At 71.0% G+C, this 25,172-nt stretch carries 19 protein-coding genes and 1 tRNA gene; 13 read left to right on the top strand and 7 right to left on the bottom strand.

Annotation, left to right across the window (positions count from 1 at the left end; all coding sequences use genetic code 11):
- The first annotated feature begins 89 nt into the window (after window positions 1-89).
- Entirely contained in the window at window positions 90-839 is a 750-nt protein-coding gene (locus BS80_RS07580) for a DUF4118 domain-containing protein (RefSeq protein ID WP_035794523.1), read from the top strand.
- A 34-nt stretch (window positions 840-873) separates the two neighbouring features.
- On the opposite strand, the gene BS80_RS07575 is transcribed toward BS80_RS07580, so the two are convergent.
- Window positions 874-2,421, bottom strand: coding sequence for a Na+/H+ antiporter (locus tag BS80_RS07575; protein ID WP_035794520.1), 1,548 nt, complete (start codon window positions 2,419-2,421; stop codon window positions 874-876).
- Between the two features lie 569 nt (window positions 2,422-2,990).
- On the opposite strand from BS80_RS07575, the gene BS80_RS07565 reads away from it, so the two are divergent.
- Window positions 2,991-4,772: an RNA-guided endonuclease TnpB family protein gene (locus BS80_RS07565; RefSeq protein WP_051966279.1), complete on the top strand. Its 1,782-nt coding sequence runs from the start codon at window positions 2,991-2,993 to the stop codon at window positions 4,770-4,772.
- A 390-nt stretch (window positions 4,773-5,162) separates the two neighbouring features.
- Window positions 5,163-5,804, top strand: a complete 642-nt coding sequence (locus tag BS80_RS07560; protein WP_035794514.1) for a carbonic anhydrase — start codon at window positions 5,163-5,165, stop codon at window positions 5,802-5,804.
- A 108-nt stretch (window positions 5,805-5,912) separates the two neighbouring features.
- Here BS80_RS07560 and BS80_RS07555 read toward each other — a convergent pair whose 3' ends face one another.
- The gene (locus BS80_RS07555; protein WP_035794511.1) at window positions 5,913-6,140 is read right to left on the bottom strand and encodes a hypothetical protein; all 228 of its coding nucleotides are present in this window, start codon (window positions 6,138-6,140) and stop codon (window positions 5,913-5,915) included.
- Window positions 6,141-6,665: 525 nt separating this feature from the next.
- On the opposite strand from BS80_RS07555, the gene BS80_RS07550 reads away from it, so the two are divergent.
- The 8 genes from BS80_RS07550 (at window position 6,666) to BS80_RS07515 (ending at window position 17,541) form a co-directional block, all read left to right on the top strand.
- Window positions 6,666-6,869, top strand: coding sequence for a cold-shock protein (locus tag BS80_RS07550; RefSeq protein WP_030918248.1), 204 nt, complete (start codon window positions 6,666-6,668; stop codon window positions 6,867-6,869).
- Between the two features lie 369 nt (window positions 6,870-7,238).
- A complete protein-coding gene (locus BS80_RS07545; protein ID WP_035794508.1) occupies window positions 7,239-8,762 on the top strand; it encodes a DEAD/DEAH box helicase in 1,524 nt (507 codons plus the stop codon).
- Window positions 8,763-8,937: 175 nt separating this feature from the next.
- Window positions 8,938-9,318, top strand: coding sequence for a CBS domain-containing protein (locus tag BS80_RS07540; protein WP_051966278.1), 381 nt, complete (start codon window positions 8,938-8,940; stop codon window positions 9,316-9,318).
- Between the two features lie 613 nt (window positions 9,319-9,931).
- Window positions 9,932-10,936, top strand: a complete 1,005-nt coding sequence (locus tag BS80_RS07535) for a YdcF family protein (RefSeq protein WP_035794506.1) — start codon at window positions 9,932-9,934, stop codon at window positions 10,934-10,936.
- A 1,008-nt stretch (window positions 10,937-11,944) separates the two neighbouring features.
- Window positions 11,945-13,357 carry a bifunctional phosphatase PAP2/diacylglycerol kinase family protein gene (locus tag BS80_RS07530; protein WP_232246403.1) on the top strand — a complete coding sequence of 471 codons (1,413 nt, stop codon included), beginning with the start codon at window positions 11,945-11,947 and terminating at the stop codon, window positions 13,355-13,357.
- 562 nt (window positions 13,358-13,919) lie between these two features.
- Window positions 13,920-14,075, top strand: a complete 156-nt coding sequence (locus BS80_RS40420; RefSeq protein ID WP_157536007.1) for a hypothetical protein — start codon at window positions 13,920-13,922, stop codon at window positions 14,073-14,075.
- A gap of 84 nt (window positions 14,076-14,159) precedes the next feature.
- Window positions 14,160-15,743: an FMN-binding glutamate synthase family protein gene (locus tag BS80_RS07520; RefSeq protein WP_035794911.1), complete on the top strand. Its 1,584-nt coding sequence runs from the start codon at window positions 14,160-14,162 to the stop codon at window positions 15,741-15,743.
- Window positions 15,744-15,813: 70 nt separating this feature from the next.
- The gene (locus BS80_RS07515; protein WP_035794492.1) at window positions 15,814-17,541 is read left to right on the top strand and encodes a thiamine pyrophosphate-dependent enzyme; all 1,728 of its coding nucleotides are present in this window, start codon (window positions 15,814-15,816) and stop codon (window positions 17,539-17,541) included.
- Window positions 17,542-18,411: 870 nt separating this feature from the next.
- On the opposite strand, the gene BS80_RS07510 is transcribed toward BS80_RS07515, so the two are convergent.
- The 5 genes from BS80_RS07510 to BS80_RS43455 all read right to left on the bottom strand — a co-directional run bounded on the left by BS80_RS07510 (window position 18,412) and on the right by BS80_RS43455 (window position 22,720).
- A tRNA-Pro gene (locus BS80_RS07510) sits at window positions 18,412-18,485 on the bottom strand.
- Window positions 18,486-18,641: 156 nt separating this feature from the next.
- Complete coding sequence (locus BS80_RS07505) at window positions 18,642-19,928, bottom strand: MFS transporter (RefSeq protein ID WP_035794909.1); 1,287 nt, start codon at window positions 19,926-19,928, stop codon at window positions 18,642-18,644.
- 153 nt (window positions 19,929-20,081) lie between these two features.
- Window positions 20,082-20,948, bottom strand: a complete 867-nt coding sequence (locus tag BS80_RS07500) for an acyl-CoA thioesterase (protein ID WP_035794485.1) — start codon at window positions 20,946-20,948, stop codon at window positions 20,082-20,084.
- A 210-nt stretch (window positions 20,949-21,158) separates the two neighbouring features.
- The gene (locus BS80_RS42515) at window positions 21,159-21,680 is read right to left on the bottom strand and encodes a transglycosylase family protein (protein WP_083974395.1); all 522 of its coding nucleotides are present in this window, start codon (window positions 21,678-21,680) and stop codon (window positions 21,159-21,161) included.
- A 260-nt stretch (window positions 21,681-21,940) separates the two neighbouring features.
- On the bottom strand, window positions 21,941-22,720 hold the full coding sequence (locus BS80_RS43455) for a LysM peptidoglycan-binding domain-containing protein (protein WP_083974356.1): 780 nt from the start codon (window positions 22,718-22,720) through the stop codon (window positions 21,941-21,943).
- Window positions 22,721-23,285: 565 nt separating this feature from the next.
- Between BS80_RS43455 and BS80_RS07490 the strand changes: the two genes are divergently transcribed.
- Entirely contained in the window at window positions 23,286-24,170 is an 885-nt protein-coding gene (locus tag BS80_RS07490) for a hypothetical protein (RefSeq protein ID WP_035794482.1), read from the top strand.
- Between the two features lie 289 nt (window positions 24,171-24,459).
- Window positions 24,460-25,137: a hypothetical protein gene (locus tag BS80_RS37505; RefSeq protein ID WP_157536002.1), complete on the top strand. Its 678-nt coding sequence runs from the start codon at window positions 24,460-24,462 to the stop codon at window positions 25,135-25,137.
- Window positions 25,138-25,172 lie beyond the last annotated feature (35 nt).

Raw genomic sequence — 25,172 nt, 5'->3', positions numbered from 1 at the left:
CAGCCCCCCCGCATGGGATGCGTTAACAGCCGTGCAAGCCCCTTGTGCCCTGGGCCGTGCCTGCTACACCGGACACAGGAGGTGCGCCGATGCGTCGGTTGGTCATGAGGGGTCCGGTCTCACTGTTCGCGGCGGCGGGGGCGCCACTGGCTCTCAGCGCACTGCTGCTGCCATGGCGAGGCAGCCTGGCGAACACCAACGTGGCCCTGCTGCTGGTCGTGGCGGTGGTCGCGGTAGCCGCGCTGGGGCACCGGCTGGCGGGCGCTGTCGCGGCGCTGAGCGCGGCGGTGTGGTTCGACTTCTTCTTCACCCGACCCTACGAGCGCCTCACCATCGCCAACTCCTCCGACATCACCACGGCCGTGCTGCTGTTGCTCGTCGGCCTCGCGGTCTCGCAACTGGCGGCGCGTGCCCGGCACTTCGAGGTGGTCGCGATCACTGACGCCGGGTACCTGGCCCGGATCCACGACACCGCCGTCCTCGCCCGCTCGACGAACTCCGCGCATGCCGTTGTCGAGCATGTGTGCACGCAGCTGATCGACCTGCTGGCGCTGCGCGGCTGCCGCTTCGAGTACGGCACGCTCATCGGCCACCCGCCGCGCCTGGAGCACGACGGCTCGATCGTCGTCGGGCGCAGAGCCTGGGACGCCGACCGGCTCGGGCTGCCCGGCGAGGTGGAGCTGCGGGTGTTCGGCAACGGCACGTACATCGGCCGGTTCCTGCTCGAACCCATCCCGGGGACGGTGCCCTCCGCGCAGGCACGAGTGGTCGCGGTGACCCTGGCCGAGCAGGCCGGCGCGGCGCTCGGCTCCCAGGCGCGGCCGGCGAAGATCGCCTGACGAGTCCTGCTCGCCCCCGTCGAGCACCCTGGCGTCACCGACTGCCGAGTGCGGCTTCCTCCCGGTCGAGGTCGTGCTGCAGGCTCCTGCGCGTGGCGTCGCTGATCCGGTGCTCGTCGTACAGCCGGTGCAGTTCCGTACTCTGGACAGCGATCACCTCCTGCCGCAGCTCACGGTAGGTGCCGTCCACGGTGCTGCCGTCCGGGCGCTCGACGCTGTGGTCGAGCCGGGCGTTCAGGGCGCGCCGGACCCGGTCGATGACGGCCTCGGGCATCGCCTCCAGGGCGGCGAGCTCGTCGACGCGAGAGAGCGCGGCACGGTTGAGCGCGTCGCGGGCGCCCGCCTCCTCACGGGCGGTGTGCTCGGGTTCCAGAGCCAGCCCGGAGCGGTTGACCACCGCCGCCAGACTCAGACCCTGAACGACCAGGGTGAACACCACAACGGCCGTGGTCAGCACCAGGACCAGGGCCCGTCCGGGCAGCGGGCTGCCACCGTCCGCCACGAGAGGGATCGACAGAGCGGCGGCCAGCGGCATCACGCCCCGGGTACCGGCCCAGGTCACCACCCCGGCCACCCGCCAGGACAGCCGACCACGACTGGGCTTGACCGCACGGGTCAGCGGCAGCGTCGACAGCACGCGCACGGCGATCAACACAACAGCCAGCGCCAGCGCCTGCAACGGCCACCAACCGCTGCCCGCGGGCAGGTCCCGCACCAGCGCGGGCAGCTCCAGACCGACGATACTGAACACCACGCTCTCCAGCAGGAACACCACCACCGCGTACACGGCGTGCAGTTGGAGCCGGATGTGGGCGTCGGTGAGGCGGCGGCCGGAGCGGCCGAGCAGAACACCGGCGACGACGACCGAGGTGATGCCGGAGGTGTGCGCGGACTCCGCCAGCACGTACGCCGCGTACGGGGTGACCAGGGCGATCACCGTCTCCAGCACCGGGTCCGTGGTGCGGCGGCGGACCAGCCACACGAGCCCGGCGACGGCGGCCCCGATGACGCTGCCACCGCCGCCGAGCAGCAGGAACTCCCCTCCGGCCGCAGGCAGGCTGACCGCCGCCCCGGTGGCCACGGCGATGCCGACGGCGACCTTGAAGAGCACCAGCGAGGTGGCGTCGTTGAACAAGCTCTCGGCCTGGACCAGGACTTGGACGCGGCCGGGCAGGGCCAGGCGTCGGCCGAGTGCGGTGACGGCCACCGGGTCGGTGGAGGCCAGCACCGCGCCGAGGACGAACGCCATCGCGGGTGGCAGTCCGGTCACCGCGACCGCCACAAAACCGACGGCCGCCGCCGAGACGAAGACCAGGCCGAAGGCGAGGATCGTCACCGGCTTCCAGACCGCGCGCAGGTCGCGCAACGACAGTTCCTCGGCGGAGGCGTACAGCAGCGGCGGAAGCACCACCAGGGCGATGGTCTGCGGCGGGATCTGGAGCGCGGGCACCCCGGGTATCAGCGCTACGGCGAGGCCGGCGATCACCAGGAGGGAGGGAGCGGGGATGCGCCAGCGCCGAGCGAAGGTCGCCACGGCCGTCGCCAGCACCACCAGGAAGAGGACGATCGCCACAGCGTGCATCCGTAAGCCCCGATCACGAAGAGGGGATTCGCTGCCGCCGATCGCTGCAGTCCGTCCCCCACGCCGACCAGGCTTCCCGGCACACCTCAGGTAATTTTATCGGAGAATTAGCACCGCGAGGACCAGCCCCCGCCCACGGAACGCGAGCCCCACAGCCCCGCCGCGCCTGGCGGGGCGGACCGAACCCGCCGCAGCGCCGGCCAGGACGGCGGCGCGGTCACCCTGCCGATCCTGCTGCACTTCTACGGCGCCTGGATCTTCATCGGCGCCTTCGTCGTCCACGTCACCTTCCGCCTCGGACGGATGACCCGCGCCCTGCGCAGCCGCCGCCTGCGCACCGAACTGCGCACCCCCGCCGCCACCGTGCCCGACCCACTCGACGACACCGGCCTGGTCTATGAGCGGAGCCGTCGTTTACCCCGTCGCCGAGAGCTGGAACAGGCCGCCCCTTTTCGTCATATGCCAGAAAGACCCATTCGTGTGATCGCCGATTGGCTCACTCAAATTCCCACCTTCTACAGTCGTGAAAAGTCGAGCGCTGAGTGGCGGAGCAGGAAGGGGAAACGTTCATGCCGCGGACGGAGGTGTTGCGTGCGTACCGGTTCGCGCTGGACGCCTCCGATGCCCAGCGCGCCGCGCTGTCCCGCTATGCCGGGGCCTGCCGGTGGGCGTACAACTACGCGCTGGCCAAGAAGACCCGGGCCCACCAGGCGTGGGCGGAACGTCGGACCGCCTACCTCGAAGCGGGGCTGAGCGAGGCCGAGGCGAAGGAGCGGATCAAGGCGGACGGCGCCGAGCTCACCGACCGGATCAAGGTGTGGGACCACCACCGCAAGAGCCTCGCGCTCACCGTCGCCGGCAAGCCGCCGCTGCCCGCGATGCAGTCCCCGGCCGGTCAGGGAGTACTGATCCGCCGGCTGGCCGCCGTCCGGGCGGACGCCGCCGGTTCGGGCAGCGAACGCGAGCTGCTGGCCGCGGCCCGCGCCACGGTGAACGCGCTCAAGGTCGAGGCGTTCAGCGCCGGGTTCCGCACGCCGACCTCCACCGACACCAGCGCCCTGTGGCGCATCGAGCGGGACCGGCCCAGGAAGGAGGGCGGCAGCCCGTGGTGGAGCGAGGTCAACGTGTACTGCTTCACCTCCGGCTTCGACCGTGCGCAGGTCGCCTGGCGGTACTGGCAGGACTCGCTCGCCGGCCGCCGCGCAGGCCAGCGCACCGGATACCCGAGGTTCAAGAAGAAGGGCCACGCAGAATCGTTCGCTCTCTTCCACGACGTGAAGCGGCCGATCATCCGCCTGGACGGCTACCGGCGCCTGGTGATGCCGGGCCTGGGCAGCATCCGTATCCACGACTCCGGCAAGCGCCTGGCCCGGCTCGTGGACCGCGGGCAGGCCGTCATCCAGTCCGTGACCGTCACCCGCGGCGGGCACCGCTGGTACGCCTCCGTGCTGGCGAAGGTGCAGCAGGACGTTCCCGTGCTGTGGGAGCACGTCGACGACGACGGCACCCGCACCCCCTACCTGAGCCGCACCCAGGCCGAGACGGCCGCCGAGAACGGCGGCCGCGTGGAGCAGATCGGCCGCCCCACCGCCCGCCAGCGCGCCGGCGACCTCGTCGGCGTCGACCTCGGCTCCCCCTACCTGGCCGCCCTGTCCAGCCCCCTCCACCCGGCCGACCCCGCCACGGCCCTCGTCCCGCACCCGCGCCTGCTCGCCGACAGCCTGCCCAAACTGGCGAAGGCTCAGCGCGCGATGTCCCGTTGCCAACAGGGTTCAGAGCGATGGAGGAAGGCCACCGCCCAAGTCTCCCGCCTGCACCAGCAGATCACCGTCCGACGCGCGTCGTTCCTGCACGGCCTGTCCAAGACGCTTGCCACCGGCTTCACGCACGTCGCCATCGAAGACCTCCGCCTCACCGCTCTCCTCACGTCAGCCAAGGGGAACCCCGACAAGCCAGGCAAGGCAGCAAAGCGGAAGTCCCACTCCAACCGACACCTCCTGGAAACCGGACAGGGCAGCCTGCGCAAGAAGCTGGAATACAAGACCGCGTGGCACGGCTCGCAGCTCGTCGTCCTCGACCACCGCGAGCCCGTCGCCGGCACCTGCTCGAAGTGCAAGGAGCGAAACCCAAGCTCTGACTCTTCGCACAGCAAGTTCCACTGCCTCTCGTGCGGCGCCGTCGTACACCGTCACGAGAACAACACGGCGAACATCGTGCACACGGCGCTGAGGCAGCTCATGACGGTCGCCTCCGATAGGGGGGAGACCCAAAACGCTCGCCGAGCCACTGTAAGTCCCCTAGCCCGCAAAGGCCCTGGGCGGGAGGCGTTGAAACGAGAAGACACCGGCTGACGCCGGTGCCACCCTCGGGGAGCGATCCCCGCGCGTCCCACAACCACACGAACACCGCGACAGGGCTGCTGCACGCCAAGGCCCACTCGGCGACTGCCCTTCCGCACTTGGGACGATCCGTGTTCTGGCAGATCGACACCCGATCCACCACACCGGGCAGCAATACTGGCGACAGTCGCCACCTCCTCGTCAACCGAGAACCGCGTCACCTGTTCAGCGACGGCCTCATCGAGACGACGACACGACCCTGCGCGCAGGGTACTGACACCGACAACACCACGCCCCGCAGTTCGCACCTCTTGCCGCCCGTGATCGTGATTCGCCCACCCGGTTTTCCATCGACCGGAACCCGCTCGGGCGAGGAACGCGGCCCGGTTCTAAGCTGTGCCCATGTCCAGCTCTGTTCCGCTCACCCCCAGCGATGCGCTTGACCTGCTCCTCAGCGGCAATCAGCGTTTCGTGTCGGGCACGCCGGAGCATCCGAACCAGGATGCCGCTCGCCGTGCCGCACTCGCCCCCGTGCAGGACCCCTTCGCGGTCCTCTTCGGATGCTCCGACTCCCGCCTGGCCGCCGAGATCATTTTCGACCGCGGGCTGGGTGACCTGTTCGTCGTGCGGACCGCCGGCCACGTGATCGGGCCGGAAGTGCTGGGCAGCATTGAGTACGGCGTCAGCGTCCTGGACTGCCGACTGGTCGTGGTCCTCGGCCACGACTCCTGCGGCGCCGTGGCAGCGGCCAGCGCAGCACTGGAGAACGGCCTGCCCCCGGCAGGCTACGTGCGCGATGTCGTGGAGCGGGTCACCCCGAGCGTCCTCGCTGCTCGCGCGGCCGGGCTGGAGCGGCCCGAGGAGCTCATCGAGGCGCACATACAGCACACAGTGGATCTGATGCTCGACCGGTCCCGTGTGCTCGCCCAACAGGTCGCTGCTGGCCGCACCGCAGTCGTGGGCCTGTACTACAGCCTGTCCGACGGCACTGCGCGCATCGTCGCCGCCCGAGGAATGGACGTGCCTGTCTCTCCTCGGTCGTGAACCCGGCGCCGGAACCGCGCCGCCCACGAACCCACATCGCGACAGACCTGTGGCTACTGGCCCCGATCCGGCCCCGGAACCGATCCACAGGTCTTGAGCATTGCTCGGTCAGAGTTTGAACAGCGCGGTGTACGGCTGGGTGATGCGTTCCTGCCGTGATCCGAAGTCGACGAGGACGGCGATGGCGCTGTCGCCTTCGACGCCGATGGCCCGGCCGAGGCCGTAGCGGTCGTGGGTGACTCGGTCGCCCACGGCGAACCGCTTGAGCGGCACCTGGACCCGGGCCTTGAAGGGACTGGTGGGCAGGTGCCGGCGGACTGCTACTGATTTCGTCATTCCTTCCAGTATGCGCCGGAAATCGCGGGAGCGGGCCGTTCCGGAGAAATTAGAAATCTGGGCAGGCCGGAATCCGAATGGTGCCGTTCGCCGCCTCCGCTGTTTCCGGTGACGTTGACGTGGTGACCGACCGGCGACCGGGGTCGCCCGGCGGGTGTCCATGCGGTAGGCGTTCCGGCTCGTCCGTGTCGCACGGTCGGTAGAGCTTTCGACGCGGACAGGGTGCGTGACCAGGACGCCAACCATGCTGGTGACAGGGCGTGTTGATACGGCTGGCGGCTCTGGGGTGGCGGGCCTGAGGGGAGGTTCCTGCGAGATCGGGGGTGAAATAATCCACTGCGGCAGGCCAGAGCCTGCTAGAGTCTCCCTTAGTTGCAGTAGTGGTTCCCATGAACTTTGTGTGCGCCTGCTGATGTATCGCAGGCGCATTTTTGTTTCCCGGCTCTTCCCCGGGTGGGTCATCATCGCGGCACTCGGGGCCCGCACAGTGCGGGCTTCGGACAGCCCCTTGAAGGAGATTTCTTTATGGCTAATGGCACTGTGAAGTGGTTCAACGCGGAAAAGGGCTTCGGCTTCATCGAGCAGGAGGGTGGCGGTCCTGACGTGTTCGCCCACTACTCGAACATCAACGCCAACGGCTTCCGTGAGCTGCTCGAGGGCCAGAAGGTCGAGTTCGACGTCACGCAGGGCCAGAAGGGCCCGCAGGCCGAGAACATTCGTCCGCTGTAGTTTTTCTGCTGAGGCCACCCGCCTGGCAGCGAGGGGCCCGCACCGCGTACATGCCCGGTGCGGGCCCTTCGGCATTGCACCACGCGCATCCCCGGCCGTTCAGGCCCCCTGGCTTCGCCACTGGCGGCCATTCGCACGCGAGACGCCCTGCGCCGCGTCCGGATCGGCGCCCTGCCGTGAGACTTCACGGTTCGAGGTTCGCGCTCCCGCCCCTTCGCGGTGAGCGCCGACCGCAGGTGACGTGCCGCACGGTTCTACCGTCCACGCCCCGCCCGTCACACTTCTGGCCCGTTCCTTGCGATCTCCGCCCGGCGCCCCTGCGCTGCGGAGCCTTCCTCGTGACGTGCCGCCCTGAGGAAGGTTTCCCGCATGAACCGCTCCAGTCGCTCCTCGTACCAGAGCTCCAACTCCCGCTCCGGCGGCGCCGCCTACGGATCGCGCTCCGGCGGCAGTTCGTTCTACGGCGACCGGCCTTCCGGCGGCCGGAACTCCTCCGGGCGCAGTGCCCGTCAGGGCTCTTCCCCGCAGGGGGAGTTCGCGATGCCGGTGAGCACCACTCCGGCGCTGCCGGCCGTCGAGTCGTTCGACGAGCTGGACATGCCCGCGGCGCTGCTGTCGGTGCTGACGCGCCAGGGTGTCACCTCGCCGTTCCCGATCCAGGCCGCGACGCTGCCGAACTCGCTGGCCGGCCGCGACGTGTTGGGCCGGGGGCGGACGGGATCCGGCAAGACCATCGCGTTCGGTCTCGCCGTGCTGGCCCGCATCGCCGGCCAGAAGGCCGAGCCCCGCCGTCCGCTGGCGCTGGTGCTGGTCCCCACCCGCGAGCTGGCCCAGCAGGTGACCGACGCGCTCACCCCGTACGCCCACTCGGTGCGGCTGCGCCTGGCCACGGTGGTGGGTGGCATGTCGATCGGCCGCCAGGCCCAGGCATTGAACCGTGGAGCGGAGGTCGTGGTGGCCACGCCGGGACGGCTGAAGGACCTGATCCAGCGCGGCGACTGCCAGCTGGACGGGGTCGGCATCACGGTGCTGGACGAGGCCGACCAGATGGCCGACATGGGGTTCCTGCCGCAGGTGACCGAGCTGCTGGAGCAGGTCGCCGTCGGCTGCCAGACGATGCTCTTCTCCGCCACCCTGGACCGCAACGTCGACCGCCTGGTGCGGCGCTTCCTGAAGGACCCGGTCACGCACTCGGTGGACCCGTCCGCGGGAGCGGTCAGCACGATGGAGCACCACGTGCTGCACGTGCAGAACTTCGACAAGGACGCCACGATCGCGCACATCGCCTCCCGCGAGGGCGGCGTGATCATGTTCACCGACACCAAGCACGGCGCCGACCGCCTGGTCCTCGACCTGCTCGCCAACGGCGTGAAGGCGGCCGCGCTGCACGGCGGCAAGTCCCAGCCGCAGCGCACCCGCACCCTGGAGCAGTTCCGCACCGGCCAGGTCACCGCGCTGATCGCCACCAACGTCGCCGCCCGCGGCATCCACGTCGACGGGCTCGACCTGGTCGTCAACCTGGACCCGCCGGCCGACCACAAGGACTACCTGCACCGCGGCGGGCGCACCGCCCGGGCCGGCGAGTCCGGCACCGTCGTCACCCTCGTCCTGCCCAACCAGCGCCGCGAGATGGCCCGGATGATGATCACGGCCGCCATCACCCCCGTCACCACCAGGGTCAGCTCCGGCGACGAGGACCTGGCCCGGATCACCGGCGCCCGCGTGCCCACCGGCATTCCCACCGTGATCGCCGACCCCGTCGTCGAACGTCCCCGCCGCAGCGCCTCCGCGAGCCGCAACCGCCGCAGCCGGCCCGCCCACAGCGGCCGCAACCCGCAGACCACCACCGGCTCGCGCAGCGCGGCACCGAGGCGCGTCGCCCTCGCCGCGTAGGACAGCGCGCGGGCCCGGACAGCGACACGGTGCGGGCCCGCGCCATGCACCGGCGGCCGATACCCGATTCCCGCGCCGGCCGCACGAAGAACCCGCAGCCGGCGGCCGCCGACCATCCCGCCGCCAGTGCCCTGATCGCCGCCACTACCGGCGGAAGACGCGAAGGAAGCCGCCCGTGACCACCACCCTCGAACGCCCCATGACCACCGCCACCGTCGGCGACCTCATGAGAACCCCCGAACTGCAGATCAGCGACGACGTCACGGCCGACACCGCGATGGACATCCTGCACAGCTCCGGTGCGGACCACATCCTGGTCCGCACCGACGACGGCCGCTGCGCCGGGCTGCTCACCCGCCTGCACCTCGCACCGTTCCAGGCCCGGTCCTGGTACACCGAACGCACCCCGGTCCGCGACATCGTCCTGGACCGCGGCCCGTTCGCCACCGCCGACATGACGGCCACCGACGCGGTCGCCGCCATGCGCTCCCGCGGACTGGACGCGTGGCCCGTAGTGGACCACGACGGCCGCGCCATCGGCCTGCTCAGCGTCTAGTGCCGCGGGCGCCAACGCGCCGCATCGGCGCCCCGCAGCGCAACGGCTACCGTCGACGGCCGGGCGAGGGTGATGCTCCAGCATCGCACCCAGTCCGCACCCAGCGTCCGCACCCAGCGACCGCGCCCTCGGCCGTGCCGACGCGAGCGGCTCGAGGATCGGCAGCGGACCCACTCCCGGCACCAGGAGTAGCGCGGTGCGCGGGAAGGCGCCGCACAGGCCTCCGAGCGTTTGGCACCGTCAAGAACGGTCAGGTGCTTGTCCAACCGGCGTCCCGGCCCGTGTGCCGGGCGCCGCGATGGTCACCAACCCCGACGGGAGAACAGCATGCCCACCAATCCCGGCCCCCGGAACTACGGCCCGAGTGCGCTGACGACGGCGAACCGCGCGTCAACACGGGTTCCCCCGAGCTGCAGCCGACGGACAGCGGCAACCGGCTGAACCGCAACCCAGGCCCGCCCGAACGCCGTTCGGATGGTTCGGCCCAGGGCAGCACGCCAAGCTCCCGCACCCACCCCGGGGCCGGCCTGATTGCGGCCGCTCGGGAAAGGCCGGTCCCACCGAGTCGGCGCCCTCCTCCGTCAGCCGGTAGAACGTTCACAGGAACCGTTGAATGACCGCATATCTTCTGGCTGTACTGTTCCTCGTGCTCTTCGGTCTCCGTGTTCGTCGCGACCGGCGCCGCTTCGGCAATGGGGTTCTCCTCGGCCTGGCGATCACGTTCCTGATCGCCGGCCTGCTGGGCGAACTCGACCGGGTTCCGACCGGCCTGACGCGCATGGCAAGCAGCGCGCTTCCGGCCGTCGCGACGGTGGCCGGCGTGGTGACTGCGACGATCCTGGTGGCCAACGGCATCACGATGATCCGCAAGGAGGGCAACCAGCCGGCCAACCTGCTCGCGTTGTTGGCCGGCGTGGGTGTCTTCACCCTGATCGGTCTGGCTCTGGTTGCTGTACGCGCCCACAGCCGTCCGCTGCACATCGCCACGGCAGCCGTGCTGCTGCCGGTCGGCTACCTGTCGTTCCTCCTCCTGTGCTTCGTGGGCTACTCCCTCCTCTACGGACGGCTGACCGTGCGTCGCCCGGTCGACTTCGTCGTCGTCCTGGGCTCGGGGCTGATCAACGGCTCCGAGGTACCGCCGTTGCTGGCCAGCCGACTTGACCGTGCACTCGCCGTCCACCTGTCGCAGAACGCACGCGCAAGCTCGCCGACGATGGTCGTCTCCGGCGGCAAGGGATCCGACGAGAGGCGGCCGGAGTCGCAGGCGATGGCCGACTATCTGATCGCGCGAGGAGTACCGCTCAAGCAGATCATGCAGGAGGACCGGTCGACCAGCACTGAAGAGAACCTGGAGTTCAGCCGGTCCCTGATGGAACGGGTCCGGCCGGACTACCGGTGCGTGATCGTCACCAACAACTTCCACGTGCTGCGGTCAGCTCTGACGGCACGTAGGGCGGGTGTGCGCGGTCAGGTCCTCGGCGCGCCCACAGCGGCGTACTACTGGCCCAGCGCGATGCTCCGCGAGTTCGCGGCCGTCATCCTGTCGTACCGGATGGTCAACGCCGGCATGTGTGCGCTGCTCGTCCTGCTCGGCGCGACAGGCAGCTGGCAGGCCTGAGACGCTCCCAGGCGCACGGCAGGGAGAACTCAAGGCGGCGCAGAGCGCACTCACCGGTTCCGGAGTGCAACCGAGATCCGGTCACCCGCCCGGGTATCCGGCCGTTTGGCCGACCACAGGTGGGGTTAGGCGAGGAACACTGCTCAACCTGACTGCAGGAGGCTCTCGATGACGATTCTGATTCTGCTGTTCGCGCCGATTCTCCTGGCAGCGATTCTCGCCTGGGGCGGCCTCCAAGATCAGGTGGCCCGACACCGTGCGACTGGACAGCCTTCTGCGGTCGGCCGTGCGCCGGGTCACCGGCCAACCCGTGTCTGACCCCACACCATCTCCCTGAGCCCGTTCGGCGTCTGGGTGCTCATCCGCACCAATCACCGCTACCGTGCCAAGACCAGCACGCTGGAGGCCGCCCCGGCATCTGCCACCGTCCAGCTCCGGAACCGAAGCATCGCCGAGTGTCCGGACCGCCGACTGCGCCACGCGGTGGCCGCGCCGGCCGCACGCGCCACGGCCGACGGGCTCACCGACGTCACGCTGCTCATCCCACCCCGCACCTACGGACCCTTCCGGCCGCCTGCTCCACGCTCAGGCCGTCGACCGGCTTCCCCACGTCGCGGCCACACTCGTACCGTTCGACGTCACGCGGGCCCTTCAGCGGGCCGCGTCGGAACGGCAGGATCCCCCGCAACGCCACATTCCCGCCGGCTGAGCGCACGTTCAGTCCTGTGGCCGCCGACTGTCGCTCGCTCTTCTTCGGCCTTCGGTGGCGAACAGCGACTTCGGCAGCGGGACCGCAGCGGGTGAGGAACGTTGGCGGACAGCGGGGCTCGGCTCGTTACGACGATCTGAGCCGTCTGCGTTCCGGTCAGGCAGGCGCGTGGCGTTGCTACTTTTCGCTGGGGTATGCAGGGCGCTCAGCGGGGTAGCAGAGCGCCCATGGGACGGATCACCGCACTAGACAGCAGCCTTTTCACGCGGGTGGCGCGCGCACGACTGCGCGGCGCCGATGTGTGGTTGCCCCGACTGAGCCGGTACGCGAACCACGGCGTCCTGTGGACAGCCTCGGCTGGGCTGCTGGCGGCCAGTGGTGACCGCACCGCCCGCAGGGCCGCGTTGCGCGGTGTGGGGTCGCTGCTCCTGGCCTCGGCGGCGGCCAACCTGGTGGCGAAATCCGTGACCGGTCGTCAGCGGCCCTCGCTCGATGACATTCCTCGGGTTCGCAGGCTCGCCCGGCAGCCCTTCACCACGTCCTTCCCGTCGGGACACGCGGCGTCGGCCGCCGCCTTCGCCACCGGTCTCGCGCTGGAGTCACCGGTGCTGGGTGCGATCGCAGCACCCATGGCGGCCGCGGTGATCGCCTCCCGGGTCTACGTCGGCGCGCACTACCCCAGCGATGTGATCGCAGGGGCCGCCCTCGGTGCCTCGACAGCCGCACTCACGCTGCGCTGGTGGCCTCGTCGGGCCGACAGTCCGGCCAGTGCCGCACGGCCGGGCATCGCCGTCCCGGCGCTACCGCGCGGTGAAGGACTGAGTGTGGTGGTGAACGGCAGGTCGGGTAGCTCGCTCCTGCCAGGTCTCGACGCCGCCCCCGACGGGGTTGTCGCCGAGCTGCGAGAGCTGCTGCCGGCGGCCGACATCCGGGTCTGCGGCCACGGGGATGACCTGGCAAGGGTGATGGTCGAAGCCGCTGAAGGCTGCCGGGCTCTGGGCGTGTGTGGCGGGGACGGGACGGTCAACCTGGCCGCCTCAGTGGCATCCGAGCAAGGTCTGCCGCTGGCGGTGTTCCCCGGGGGCACCCTCAACCACTTCGCGGTCGACCTCGGGACACACAGTCTGCGTTCGACGGCCGAGGCGGTTGAGGCCGGCAGCGGCGCCGCCGTGGACGTGGGCCGGGTCTCCATCGCCGGGGACAACCACCTGTTCCTCAATACCTTCAGCCTGGGCGTCTACCCCGAACTCGTACGCGTGAGAGAGCGGTTGGAGAAGCGTGTCGGCAAGTGGCCAGCGCTGGCCGTGGCCCTGGTCCGCGTCCTCGCCGCCGCCGAGCCCGTCCCGATCGAGGTCGCCGGAGAGCCCCGAGAGGTGTGGCTGCTCTTCGCGGGCAACGGATCCTACGACCCGCCGGGATTCGCTCCCAGCCACCGCAGCGCGCTGGACGTGGGGAAGCTCGACATCCGAGTGGTTGACGGCAGCCACCCGTTCGCCCGGACCAGGCTCCTCGCGGCCTTCCTCTCCGGCACTCTCGCCCGCTCCCGGGTCTACCGCTCGGCGCGACTGTCGGCACTCGACCTCACGAGTCTTCACGACGTCACCCATATGTCGCTGGACGGCGAGACCGTTGAGGCCCCCGACCGCTTGCGGCTGAGTAGTGCCGCCAAGGGCCTGACCGTCTACCGACCTGAGCACCCCGCCGTACCGTGACCCGGGACGGGGCCCGACCCAGGCCAGGATTCGCGAGGTCGTCTACGAGCTTTGATCTGCACCCGAGCGATCTGTCGTACCAGGGGTGTGAGCTGATCCGGCCCGTGGTCACACGCGTAGGCGCGCGTGACCACAGGCCGGCCGCAGTTCCGGAAACGCTGCACGTCAAAGACGAGCCCCACAAGGAGACCTGGGGAGAAATTCGGGCGAAGGTTCCGTGACGTCCTCTGAAGCTACTCGTGTTGGAACCGGACGACGGCTCCCGAAGGCCGGTAAGACGCCCTCCACACGGGCACGGTTTCATCTCTCACGCTGGCAGGGCTTGCCGGTGCAAGACCGCAGCCGATGGTGACGGCAAGTCCCCTTCACGTTCAGGGGTGTCCGGGGTCAGGGCGCGACGGCGTCCGCAGCGGGAGGCTGCGGCTGATCGTCAGGCTCCGCGCAGTGCGCCGGGACCTTGTGGGGATTCTGGTCGCTCAGAGAGGGGCGATTCTCGGCGTTCTCCTGGTCGGCCGGGTTCCGCTCGATCGGGGGCTGGGCGGTCATCGTGCCTCCAAAGGCTGTGGGTTCTCGGTCGGCTCCGCCTACCCCGATCCTGAGGCTCCACACAGCGTGCTGGTCGATCGGGCTCTTCGGCGCGCTCGTCGCGGTGCCGGCCGCGGTCGCGCTCGGCCTGGTCCTCGACGCGTACGTCTTCCCGCGCACGGACAACGCCTGACCTGCCGGGCCGCTTCCGGGCCGCTTCCGGGGCCAGCGGCGCCGCAGTTGGCTTGGCCGCCGTGATCCGGGTTAGACGGTGACCGTGCTGAGAATATTCTGGGTTGCTCTGTTGACATGCGTGGCCGCGGTCGCGGTCGTGACGGCTGCGCTGGTGTCGCCGTGGTGGTGGCTGGCGGCCGGCCCGCTGCTGGCCGTGCTGATGCTGGCGGGATGGGATCTGCTTCAGCGCAGGCACTCGATCCTGCGGAACTATCCGGTGCTGGGCCATCTGCGGTTCGCTCTGGAGGGAATCCGCCCGGAGCTGCAGCAGTACTTCATCGAGCGCAATGTCGACGGGCGCCCCTTCGACCGCGACACCCGCAGCATCGTCTACGAGCGGGCCAAAGGCACCGACGCGGAGGAGCCGTTCGGCACGGAACTCGACCTGTACGAAACCGGCCGCGAATTCCTCGTCCCCTCGATGGCCCCGCACGCGGTCCGGGCGGACCCGCCGCGCGTGCGCGTGGGCGGCCCGGACTGCTCCCAGCCCTACGACATGGCGCTGCTCAACGTCTCGGCGATGAGCTTCGGGTCCCTGTCCGCCAACGCCGTGCTGGCCCTCAACACCGGAGCGGCACTGGGCGGATTCGCCCACGACACCGGCGAAGGCGGCCTCTCCGAGTACCACCTACGACCCGGCGGCGACCTGGTGTGGGAGATCGGTACCGGCTACTTCGGCTGCCGGACCAAGGACGGCGCCTTCGACGAGCATCAGTTCGCCGAGAAGGCCGCCCACCCGCAGGTCAAGTGCGTGTCACTGAAACTCAGCCAGGGCGCCAAGCCCGGCATCGGCGGAGTACTGCCCGGCGCGAAGGTCAACGCCGAGATCGCCGAGGTCCGTGGAGTCCCTCAGGGCCGCACCGTCATCTCCCCGCCCTACCACCAGGTCTTCTCCACCCCGCGCGAACTCGTCCGCTTCATCGGGCGGATGCGAGAACTCTCCGGCGGCAAGCCGACCGGCTTCAAACTGTGCGTCGGCTCCCGCCGCCAGTTCCTCGCCGTCTGCAAAGCCATGCTCGACGAGGGGGTGACACCCGACTTCATCATTGTCGACGGCGCCGAAGGCGGCACCGGAGCAGCGCCACTGGAGTTCGCCGACAACGTCGGGATGCCCCTCACCGACGGCCTGCTGACCGTCCACAACTCCCTCCTCGGCACCGGGCTGCGCGACCGCGTCCGGATCGGCGCCAGCGGCAAGGTCGCCACCGGCAGCGACCTGGTCAAACGGCTGCTCCAGGGAGCCGACTACACCAACTCCGCCCGGGCCATGATGTTCGCGGTCGGCTGCATCCAGGCCCAGCGCTGCCACACCAACACCTGCCCGACCGGGGTGACCACCCAGGACCCGCGCCGGGCCCGGGCCCTGGACGTCGGCGACAAGTCGCAGCGCGTCCAGCGCTTCCAGGAAGCGACCGTCAAGAGCGCACAGCAGATCATGGCCGCCATGGGCGTCGACGAACCGTCCCAGCTGCGCCCGCACATGCTCCACCGCAGGCTGGACCCGCAGACCGTCCGCTCCTACGCCGAGCTGTACCCGGAGCTCGGCCCGGGCCAGCTCGTCAACGACGCGCCCCAGCTGTGGGCGCAGGACTGGGACGCAGCGAACCCCGACGACTTCACCGCGTGACCGGGCGACCCGCCCGATCGAAGACAGTGAACCGATCCCGTATGCACTGGATGAACCGGAGGACCCGCCCATGGCACGCACCGTCGCCCGCGTGATCGTCGACGCCCTGCAGGAACTGGGCGTACGGCACGTGTTCGGCGTGGTCGGCGACGCGCTGAACCCGCTGACCGACGCCATCCGCACCACCGAAGGCGTCGACTGGATCGGCTGCCGGCACGAAGAGGCGGCAGCGTTCGCCGCAGGCGCGCAGTCGCAGCTCTCCGGGACCCTGGGCGTGTGCATGGGCACCGTCGGCCCCGGCTCGGTCCACCTGCTCAACGGCCTCTACGACGCCGCCAAGAGCCGCACGCCGGTCCTGGCCATCGCCGGTCAGGTCCCGCTGGCGGAGCTGGGCAGCGACTACTTCCAGGAGGTCGACAACGACCTGCTCTTCCGCGACGTGGCCGTCTACCGCAACACCGTCACCTCCCCCGACCAGATGCCGCGCATGCTGGAGGCCGCCGTCCGCGCGGCGGTCAGCGAAAGCGGCGTGGCCGTCCTCACGGTCCCCGGCGACCTCGGCGACCAGGAGCTGACCGACGACCGCCCCGCACGTTTCCCCCGCACCCGTCCCGTCACCCGCCCGGATGAGCCGGGCATCCGCGAGGCGGCCGAGATCGTCAACGCGGGCGCCAAGGTCACCCTGCTCGTCGGGCGCGGCGCACGTGACGCTCGCGACGAGGTGCTGGCGCTGGCCGAACGGCTGGCCGCGCCGATGGTCCTCACCCTCAAGGCCAAGGAGGGTTTCGAAGGAGAGAATCCGTACCAGGTCGGCCAGACCGGCCTGATCGGCAACCCGGCCGCTGCCCACGCCCTCGACACCTGCGACACCCTGATCATGCTGGGCACCGACTTCCCCTACCGGGACTGGTATCCCAGCGACTGCAAAGTCGTCCAGATCGACTTGCAGGAACGCAATCTGGGACGACGGGTGCCGGTTGACGCCGGCCTGGCGGGCGATGTCGGCGCGACCCTCCGGGCCCTGCTCCCGCACCTGGACGCCGCCGAGGACCGCTCCCACCTGGAGTCCGCCCGCAAGCGGTTCGACGACTGGCGCACCGGGCAGCAGCGCCTCGCCGACCCCGGCCACGACAGGCATCTCCTTGGACGGCTGCGCAGCGCGCTGGACAACCGGAGCCACGAGATCCGTCCGGAGGCGCTCGCCGCCGCCGTGGACGCCTGCGCGAGCGCGGACGCGATCTTCACCTCCGACACCGGCATGGCCACCGTGTGGCTCTCCCGGTTCGTCACCCTGCACGGACAGCGGCGCCTGCTCGGGTCGTACAACCTCGGCTCGATGGCCAACGCCATGCCGCAGGCGCTCGGTGCCCAGCTGTGGGCGCCGGACCGCCAGGTCGTCGCGTTCTGCGGCGACGGCGGCCTGAGCATGTTGCTCGGCGACCTCATGACCATCAAGACCCACCAACTGCCCGTGAAGCTGGTGGTCTTCGACAACCGGCGGCTGGGCATGGTCAAACTGGAGCAGGAGCAGGCCGGACTGGCCGAGTTCGGCACCGAGCTGGACAACCCCGACTTCGCCGCCGTCGCCACCGCCCTGGGAATCACGGGCATCCGCGTCACCGACCCGGCCGAGCTCCAGGACAGCGTCCGGCGCGCCTTCGCCACCCCTGGACCGGTCCTGCTGGACGTGCTGACCAACCCTCAGGAGATCGCGGTCCCCGCCAAGCCGACCGTGCAGCAGGGCTGGGGCTTCGCCATCGCCAAGGTCAAGGAGACGCTGCAGAGCCCCGAGGACTGAGCGAACCTGGCGCATCGACGCCTCAACGACGCCGGCGCCCAGGAACGAGCAGTGGCTCGCGGACCATGCTGCTCAGGTGGATCCCGGGAAGCCGTTGATGCGCTCCAGCGTCGCCCCCTCGCGGCCGGTCGGCTCAGCCGGGCGCCGGCGCCACCTGTAGAACCAGGACTCGGACACCCCCAGGGCCCGCCAGGCGATCGGGGCGGCACACCGCGCTGGTCCTCTGGTCGGCGACGAAGCCCGCAAACGTCACTCCTCGCCTCCTTCATCCACGGGCCACCGATCGCTTGAGGACATCGCGCTCCATCCGGAGCTCCGCGATCTCCTCAAGCGATCGGTGGCCCCAGCTCTGCAGCGTGCCCGCCTGCACGCCCAGGTCCCGCCCGGCCTCCGCAGCCGACTTCCCGGTCTCCGTGACGACGTACCGCCCTGGCGCGGAACTCCGGTTCGTACGAGCGCCACTTCCCCGCCACGACCCTCAACTTTCCCTCTGGGCAGAGTCCACGCGACGAGGGAACGCCACACCTTTGAAATGTCACCGCGCGTCATCACTGCCGCAGCAGGTCCAGAGGCAGCCCAAGGCCTGCCTCTGTCCAGCGGCCTCCGCCGGCCTGATCGGCGTCCACGAGCTGCAGACCGCCTGCGGCTCCGGTCCGCGGCATTCCGCTGACGAACCACCATCCGACCGGGGCAGCCTCCAGCCCTGCCGGTTCCGATCCCGGAGGTGATCCTCAACCCCGCGGAAACACCGAACAGGCCACCCGTGGCCCAGGTGGCCCGGCGACCACCATGCGACCACCAGCTGACACGACATCAAAAAGGCCGTCCCCGCCAGAAGCGGAAACGGCCTACGACCTGCGATTTAGCAAGTCGGGACGACAGGATTTGAACCTGCGACCCCCTGACCCCCAGTCAGGTGCGCTACCAAGCTGCGCTACGTCCCGTGGTCTCGCTGCCGGCAGTACCGGCTTCTCGACCTTGTCCCCGGTGTCCCGGCGACGTGCAAAACAATACAGCACCGCGAGGGGTGTTCGCTGCCAGGTTTGGTGCAGGTCACGGGCGGGGTGGCGGGTGGTGGGGGTGAGGTGGGTCGGGGTGGGTCAGGGGGTGGGGTGGCGGGCGTCGTAGCGGAGGAAGGCGGGGCGGCGGGCGGCCAGGAGGAGGACGGCGGCGACGCAGGCGAGGCCGCCGGACACGGCGGAGACGGTGGGGGTGGTGAGGGCGGCGACGGTGCCGGACTCGAAGTCGCCGAGCCGCGGGCCGCCGGCGACGACCACGATGAAGATGCCCTGCAGGCGGCCGCGCATCTCGTCGGGGGCGGCGACCTGCATCATCGTGTTGCGGAAGATCATGCTCACGGTGTCGGCGCAGCCTGCCGCCGCGAGCAGGAGGAGGCCGAGCCAGAGGTGGCCGTGGGTGAGGCCGAAGAGGGCGATGGAGAGGCCCCAGGCGGTGACGGAGACGAGGACGGCGGCTCCGTGGCGGTGGACGCGGGAGATCCAGCCGGAGAAGAGGGCGCCGGTCAGGGCGCCCACCGCGGGGGCGGCGACCAGCAGGCCGACGGTACGGGCGTCGCCGCCGTAGAAGCTGACCGCGATGGCGGGGAAGAGGGCGCGGGGCAGGCCGAACACCATGGCGGCCAGGTCGGCGAGGAAGCTGGTGCGCAGGTTGGGCTGCTCACGCAGGAAACGCAGGCCGTCCAGGACGGAGGCGCGGCCCTTGCGGGTGCCGGTCTCCGGGCGCATCGAGGGCAGCCGCCACATGGCGTAGATGGTGCCGGCGAAGGCGACGGTGTCGACCAGGTAGGCGCTCTGGCTGCCGTAGGCGCCGATCAGGACGCCGCCGAGCATCGGGCCGACGGTGAGGCCGAGGTTCATGCTGATGGTGTTCAGCGCGTTGGCGGCGGGCAGCTGCGCGCTCGGGACCAGGCGCGGGATCATGGACGACCGGGCGGGCGAGCTGAGGGCGAAGAAGCCGCCCTGCAGGGCCACGGCGGCGTACAGCACCGCGACCTGGCCAAGGCCCAGCAGGGCCTGGGCCGCCAGGATCGCGGAGACGACCGCGAGGCCGGCCGAGCCGATCAGGCCGAGCTTGCGGCGGTCCACGGTGTCGGCGATGGCGCCGCCGTAGAGGCCGAAGACGATCAGCGGGACGAGCGAGCAGAGGCCGACCAACCCGGTGGCGAACGTGGATCCGGTCAGGGCGTAGACCTGGACGGCGACCGCGACGGCGGTCATCTGCTGGCCTATCGAGGAGACGGACTGGCCGAACCAGACCCGACGGTAGTCGGCGTTCTCCCGCAACGGGGTGAGGTCGGCGAGGGCCCCGCGCAGGAACCGGCCCCGCCCCGGCGCCGGAGCGGCGTCGGGGGAAGGGGACAGCGACAGCGACGGCGGCTCCGACTGCGCGACGGGAGCCGAGTCGGCGGGCGAGTCGGGGGGCGAGGCAGGAGAGGTGGGATGATTGGTCGACACAGCGACCAATGGTCGCCCCTCGCTCCGCGCCCCGGCCCACCGGGGACCTACTTACGACTATCAGTGTCAGTGGTCGGCTCTGAGCGGCCGGAACAGGCCCTCCTGCATCACCGACACCACCAGCTGCCCGCTGCGGTCGAAGATCTGCCCCCGGGCGAGGCCGCGCGCGCCGTGCGCGATGGGCGACTCCTGCTGGTAGAGCAGCCAGTCGTCGGTGCGGAAGGGGCGGTGGAACCACATCGCGTGGTCGAGCGAGGCCATGTCGAAGTTGCGCCGGCCCCAGAGCGGTTCGACGGGGGCGCGGACGGAGTCCAGCAGCGTCATGTCGCTGGCGTACGTCAGGGCGCAGACGTGGATCAGCGGGTCGTCCGGCAGGGCGCCGTTGGTGCGCAGCCAGACGCCGCTGCGCGGCTCGACGTTCGCCAGCTCCGCCTCCGTCCAACGCAGCCGTTCGACGTAGCGGATGTCGAACGGCTGGCGGCGGCTGATGAACGGGGGCAGCTCGCCGAGCCGGCTGCCGACCTCGTCCAGCGCGCTGGGCAGGTCCTCCGGCGCCGGGACCGTGGGCATCGGCTCCTGGTGCTCGATGCCGCCGGGCTCGGGAACGTGGAAGTCGGCGGTCAGCGCGAAGATGCTGCGGCCCTGCTGGATGCCGAGCACCCGGCGGGTGGTGAAGGACCGGCCGTCCCGGATCCGGTCGACCTGGTAGACGATCGGCACGCCGGGCACGCCGGGGCGCAGGAAGTACGCGTGCAGCGAGTGCACGGGGCGGTCGCCGTCGACCGTGCGCCCCGCCGCGACCAGGGCCTGTCCCGCCACCTGTCCGCCGAAGGTGCGCTGCAGCGCCTCCTCGGGGCTGCGTCCACGGAAGATGTTGAGCTCGATCTGCTCCAGATCGAGCAGATCGACGAGCTGGTCGACGGGCGTTCCCATGGCGTGCGTCCTCTCAGGGGCGGGCGCGCCGGAACCCCCGGCGGCATACCGCTGTCGTTTAGACCGACCGGCACGTGGTGGGCCGCGTCGCGGCCCACCACGTGCCGGTCGGTCTTAGCGAGAAGTCTGCTGCCCATCGGGGAATTCCCACAGGTCGGCACGCCCTCGAACAGCGAGGCGGCAGCGAGGCGGCAGCGACTGCGCGGCGGCTCAGTGCAGTAGTCCCAGGTCCCGCGCGCAGGAGGACCAGGCCTGCCAGCCCTGCTGGCGGAGGATCTCCTGCGCGACGGTGATCTGCTGACGTCGCGTCGCGTGGTCCGGACGGGAGGCGAAGCGCAGGCCACCGGCGTCCTGCCAGGTCGGCGGCCAGATCTGCAGACCGCCGTAGTAGCCGTTTCCGGTGGCGGCGGACCAGTCCCCGTCGCTCTCGCAGTCGGCCAGCTGGTCCCAGGTGGCATCGGTGACCAGGGACGACGCCCCACCCGGCTGGGGCCCAGGGCCCGGGTCGGTCCCAGGTCCCGTCCCAGGTCCGGTCCCAGGTCCCGGGGTAGACCCACCGCCGGGCCCGGACGACGGCTGGGACCAGGACGGCGCCCACGGCCAGGACCGTGGCGGAGGTTCCGGCCGCGCCCCCTCCTGGGCTCCCCCGCGCACCCCGGAATCGGCAGCCGAGCCGGCGGCACCCGCACCCGCAGCCACCGCCACCGCCGTAGGTGCAGCCGCAGCTGCCATGACCAGGGACACCGCCACCCCACACAGCGCAACGAGTATTCGACATCTGATCGTGCAAATGCTCGGCATCATCCGACTCTACGAGCGCGCCCCACCCCCGCGACCCGGCCCGCCCACCACTACTCCACCCGGGCGTCCGGCCACCGCACACCGACCGCACCCACCGCCAACGCCACCGCCGCCCCAAACGCGACCGACCGCCGCCCCCGCACAGGGGACGACGGTCAGCGGCACAGGCGCGTGCCCGGTGACGGGGTCCGTCAGACCGCGAGCACCTGGCCCGGCAGGATCAGGTCGGCGTTGCCACCGATGACCTGCACGTTGTTCTTGTACAGGGTCTGCCAGTTGAGGCCCTTGGCGGCGGCGATCCCACTCAGGGTGTCGCCGCTCTTGACGGTGTAGGTGCCACCGGTGGCCGGCTTCGCCGGGGCGGCGGGGGCGGCCGGAGCAGTCGGCTTGGCCGGCTTGGCGGGGGCCGAGGGCTTCGCCGGGACGGCCGGCTTGGCCGGGGCAGCGGGCTTGGGGGCCGCCGGCGCCGGGGTCTGCTTGGTGGTGCTCGACTTCGGGGTGACGGCAGCCGCACCCTGGTTGCCCGCAGCGGACGAGGAGGAGGTGTCGACCGCGGCCGGCGCCCCACCGGCGGTCAGGCCGGCCTTGACGGAGCAGACGGGCCAGGCGCCGGGGCCCTGGGAGGCGAGCACCTTCTCGGCGATGGCGATCTGCTGGCCCTTGGTGGCCAGGTTGGCCTGCGGGGCGTACTGGGTGCCACCGAAGGCGGCCCAGGTGGAGGAGGTGAACTGCAGGCCGCCGTAGAAGCCGTTGCCGTTGGCGATGCTCCAGTTGCCGGTGCTCTCGCACTGGGCGACCGCGTCCCACGTGGCGGTGGAGGCGGCGGAGGCCGAGGTGGCCGTCACGAGGCCGGCCACCGGGAGGGCGACCATGACGCCACCCATGATCGCCATGCGGAGGCGGCCGCGGCTGCGACCGGTCTGGGCGTTGTCGGCGACGGCGGTGGCGGTGTTCTCGCTACGGAAGGTCATGAGTTCCTCTCGACAGCCCCGGGCGGGCAGGCGGAACCAGACCGTCGAAGGTCCGATTCGGTTCGCTCGCCGCGTCCGCTGGGCGACCGTGCACGTGTCCGACGTGCCGCGTCGCCCTGGCCACTCCGCCACTCACCACCGACGTGTTCTCGAACGTGTCGGCTGATGGGCACCTGCTGTGCGCTGGGGGTGAACCCGGGTGGTGCTCGTTGCACCGGGAAGAAAGCTAGGCGGCGGTGCCGTCCCGGTTCAATCGGGCAACGGTCTTCCCAGGTCAATCGACCGTTACCGAAGGTAATGATCAAGTAAAGAGCAGGCAAATGTCCATTTTGAGCTGGTTTGCGAAGATCAAACACTCATCCGGCGTGACCCCGCCCACATTCTTGCCCCTGTGAGCCTGCGCACAGCATCGACGGATTGTGATCGCCTGTCTGCCGTCCGTGGTCATTCGCCGGGCAAATCGCGTCACTCTGCACCCCCACCCGTGACCCGGGCCACAGCAGTCCGTTGGTAATGGCGGCCGGGTGCGCCCGCGCCACCCCCGCAACGACCCGAGGAGTCCTTCGTGCCGCGCATGCTCGATGTCAGCGACGAGGTCCGAGCCGAAATCGGCGACGACGAGGCAGACCGCCTGCTCGGCGGGGCCCATGCCCCTGATACGTACGACTGCACGTCCTGTCGAACGCCGGGCGACTCGATCCACGAGCCGACCAGCACCGTCCTCTTCGTCGGCGACGAGACCGCCGTCCTCGCCTTCGCGCACGCGCGCTGCGTGCCCTCCCAGGTCGTCACGCTCTCGGAGGAGCAGCTCCTCGGTGCGGTCCGGAGCATCAGCGAGGCCCAGGGCAGCGGGCTGCCGGCCCAGGCGTACCCGGTCGACCCGATGCCGGCCTCGATGCCGATGTCCGAGCCGGGAGCCCCGTTCGGAGCGCAGCCCGACGCCCCCGTCCCGGCGCCGGTCACCGGACCCGCGCCGGGCGAGCCCGCCATCCTGGGCATCACCTGCGGCCTGGTGCTGTGCGGCGACACCGGACACGCCGCCCTGGTGGTCGAGCCGACCGGACCGGTCGGCCGGCCCGGCAGCCTGGTGGGCTCGGACGAGTTCCTCGCGCTGCTCGCGGAGCACGGGTTCGCCCCGATCCACGACGTGGAGCAGCCCCCGGCCGTGCTGGCGGGGTGGTCGGTGCTGATGGCGATGGGACGCCTGCACGCGATCCTGCAGCCGTCGGCGGCGGGCACCAGCTCCGCCTGGTGGCAGGCCCACCAGCCGCTGCTGGTCACCGACCCGTGGCGCGCGGCGGCCTCCCGGCACGCCCAGGTGATCATGTACGCGGCGCCGGCCGGGACGATCGGGCGCCAGCCGCGCGAGGACCTGCTCCGCACCGCGCTCGACCGGGCGGCCGCGCAGGGCCTCCTGGTCGCCGCGGCCCTCCCCCTCGCCGGGACCTGAGTACGGCGCGGGACCTGAGTACGGCGCGGGACCTCGCATCCGGCCGACGGCAAGCAGCCCGGACCCCGTCGGCAACCGGCCCGGACCACCCCGCCACCCCGCGTCGGGGCCGTTCCCACAACGGCCCCGGCGCGCGCCCGCCGCGAACGCCCCGCCCCGCCCGCCCGCGCTCCCGCCCGGCAGGCCGAACCCGCATCCCCTGACCGGCTCACTCGTTGGCCCTTACGTGTACAGCTACGACGTGACCTCAGCCTTCCGCCAGTCCACCGCCAGCCGAGGGATCCCGGCGATGAGGCCGTCGTACGACGCGGAGCATCCGCACTCCGCCACCCCGATCTACGACGAGCTGTACTCGGAGTACCGCCGCCTCTTCCGCGCCCTGCCGGGCGATCGCGCCGGCGAGGAGGACCTGCGCTTCACCGGCTTCGCCGTCCGCGACCGCCGCCCGTCCGGCAGCACGTCCGGCAGCGCGTCCGGCCGCCCGTCCAGCAGCGCCTACACCGGGGCGCCGACCGGCCCGTACCCCGGCGGGTACGCGATCGAGGAGCACCGCTCCCCCTACGCCAACCACGGCCAGGGCCAGAGCCAGCCGCACGGGAACACCGCCGCCCCCGGATCGCACGGCTACGGTCACGCGCAGCCGTCCGCACCCGCACAGCACCAGTCCTTCCCCACCTACGCGGGATACCCGCCGGGCGCACCGCAGTTCGTCCCGGCGCAACAGCAGGCCCCGCACCACACCCAGCAGCACCCGGGCCAGGGCCACTCCACCCAGCCCCACCAGCCGGCCCAGCCGAGCGCGCCGAGCGCGGGCCAGGGCTGGGTGGCCTCCGGCTACCTGGCCGCCACCGCGCCCGCCGCACCGCCGCCACCGGCCCCCAGCGCGTCCGTCGGCGCGTCCGTGGCCGGGCGGCACCGTAGCGGTCTGCTGTCGCTGCCCCCGGGGCGGACCCCCACCCTCTCCTGAAGCCTGAAGCCTGAAGCGCACGCCCCACCCGCAAG

This window comes from Kitasatospora mediocidica KCTC 9733 (genome assembly GCF_000744225.1).
Taxonomy (GTDB): Bacteria; Actinomycetota; Actinomycetes; order Streptomycetales; family Streptomycetaceae; genus Kitasatospora; species Kitasatospora mediocidica.
Note: the sequence above shows the minus strand (reverse complement) of the source record. Positions and strands in the feature narration are given on the sequence as shown.

What these genes read in the sequence shown, in the direction of transcription:
- BS80_RS07550 (WP_030918248.1), top strand. Translation starts at nt 6,666, where the DNA reads ATGGCTAATGGCACTGTGAAGTGGTTCAACGCGGAAAAGGGCTTCGGC.
- BS80_RS43455 (WP_083974356.1), bottom strand. Translation starts at nt 22,720, where the DNA reads ATGACCTTCCGTAGCGAGAACACCGCCACCGCCGTCGCCGACAACGCC.
- BS80_RS07560 (WP_035794514.1), top strand. Translation starts at nt 5,163, where the DNA reads ATGTCCAGCTCTGTTCCGCTCACCCCCAGCGATGCGCTTGACCTGCTC.
- BS80_RS07535 (WP_035794506.1), top strand. Translation starts at nt 9,932, where the DNA reads ATGACCGCATATCTTCTGGCTGTACTGTTCCTCGTGCTCTTCGGTCTC.
- BS80_RS07555 (WP_035794511.1), bottom strand. Translation starts at nt 6,140, where the DNA reads ATGACGAAATCAGTAGCAGTCCGCCGGCACCTGCCCACCAGTCCCTTC.
- BS80_RS07580 (WP_035794523.1), top strand. Translation starts at nt 90, where the DNA reads ATGCGTCGGTTGGTCATGAGGGGTCCGGTCTCACTGTTCGCGGCGGCG.
- BS80_RS07565 (WP_051966279.1), top strand. Translation starts at nt 2,991, where the DNA reads ATGCCGCGGACGGAGGTGTTGCGTGCGTACCGGTTCGCGCTGGACGCC.
- BS80_RS37505 (WP_157536002.1), top strand. Translation starts at nt 24,460, where the DNA reads ATGAGGCCGTCGTACGACGCGGAGCATCCGCACTCCGCCACCCCGATC.
- BS80_RS07515 (WP_035794492.1), top strand. Translation starts at nt 15,814, where the DNA reads ATGGCACGCACCGTCGCCCGCGTGATCGTCGACGCCCTGCAGGAACTG.
- BS80_RS42515 (WP_083974395.1), bottom strand. Translation starts at nt 21,680, where the DNA reads ATGGCAGCTGCGGCTGCACCTACGGCGGTGGCGGTGGCTGCGGGTGCG.
- BS80_RS07575 (WP_035794520.1), bottom strand. Translation starts at nt 2,421, where the DNA reads ATGCACGCTGTGGCGATCGTCCTCTTCCTGGTGGTGCTGGCGACGGCC.
- BS80_RS07500 (WP_035794485.1), bottom strand. Translation starts at nt 20,948, where the DNA reads ATGGGAACGCCCGTCGACCAGCTCGTCGATCTGCTCGATCTGGAGCAG.
- BS80_RS07545 (WP_035794508.1), top strand. Translation starts at nt 7,239, where the DNA reads ATGAACCGCTCCAGTCGCTCCTCGTACCAGAGCTCCAACTCCCGCTCC.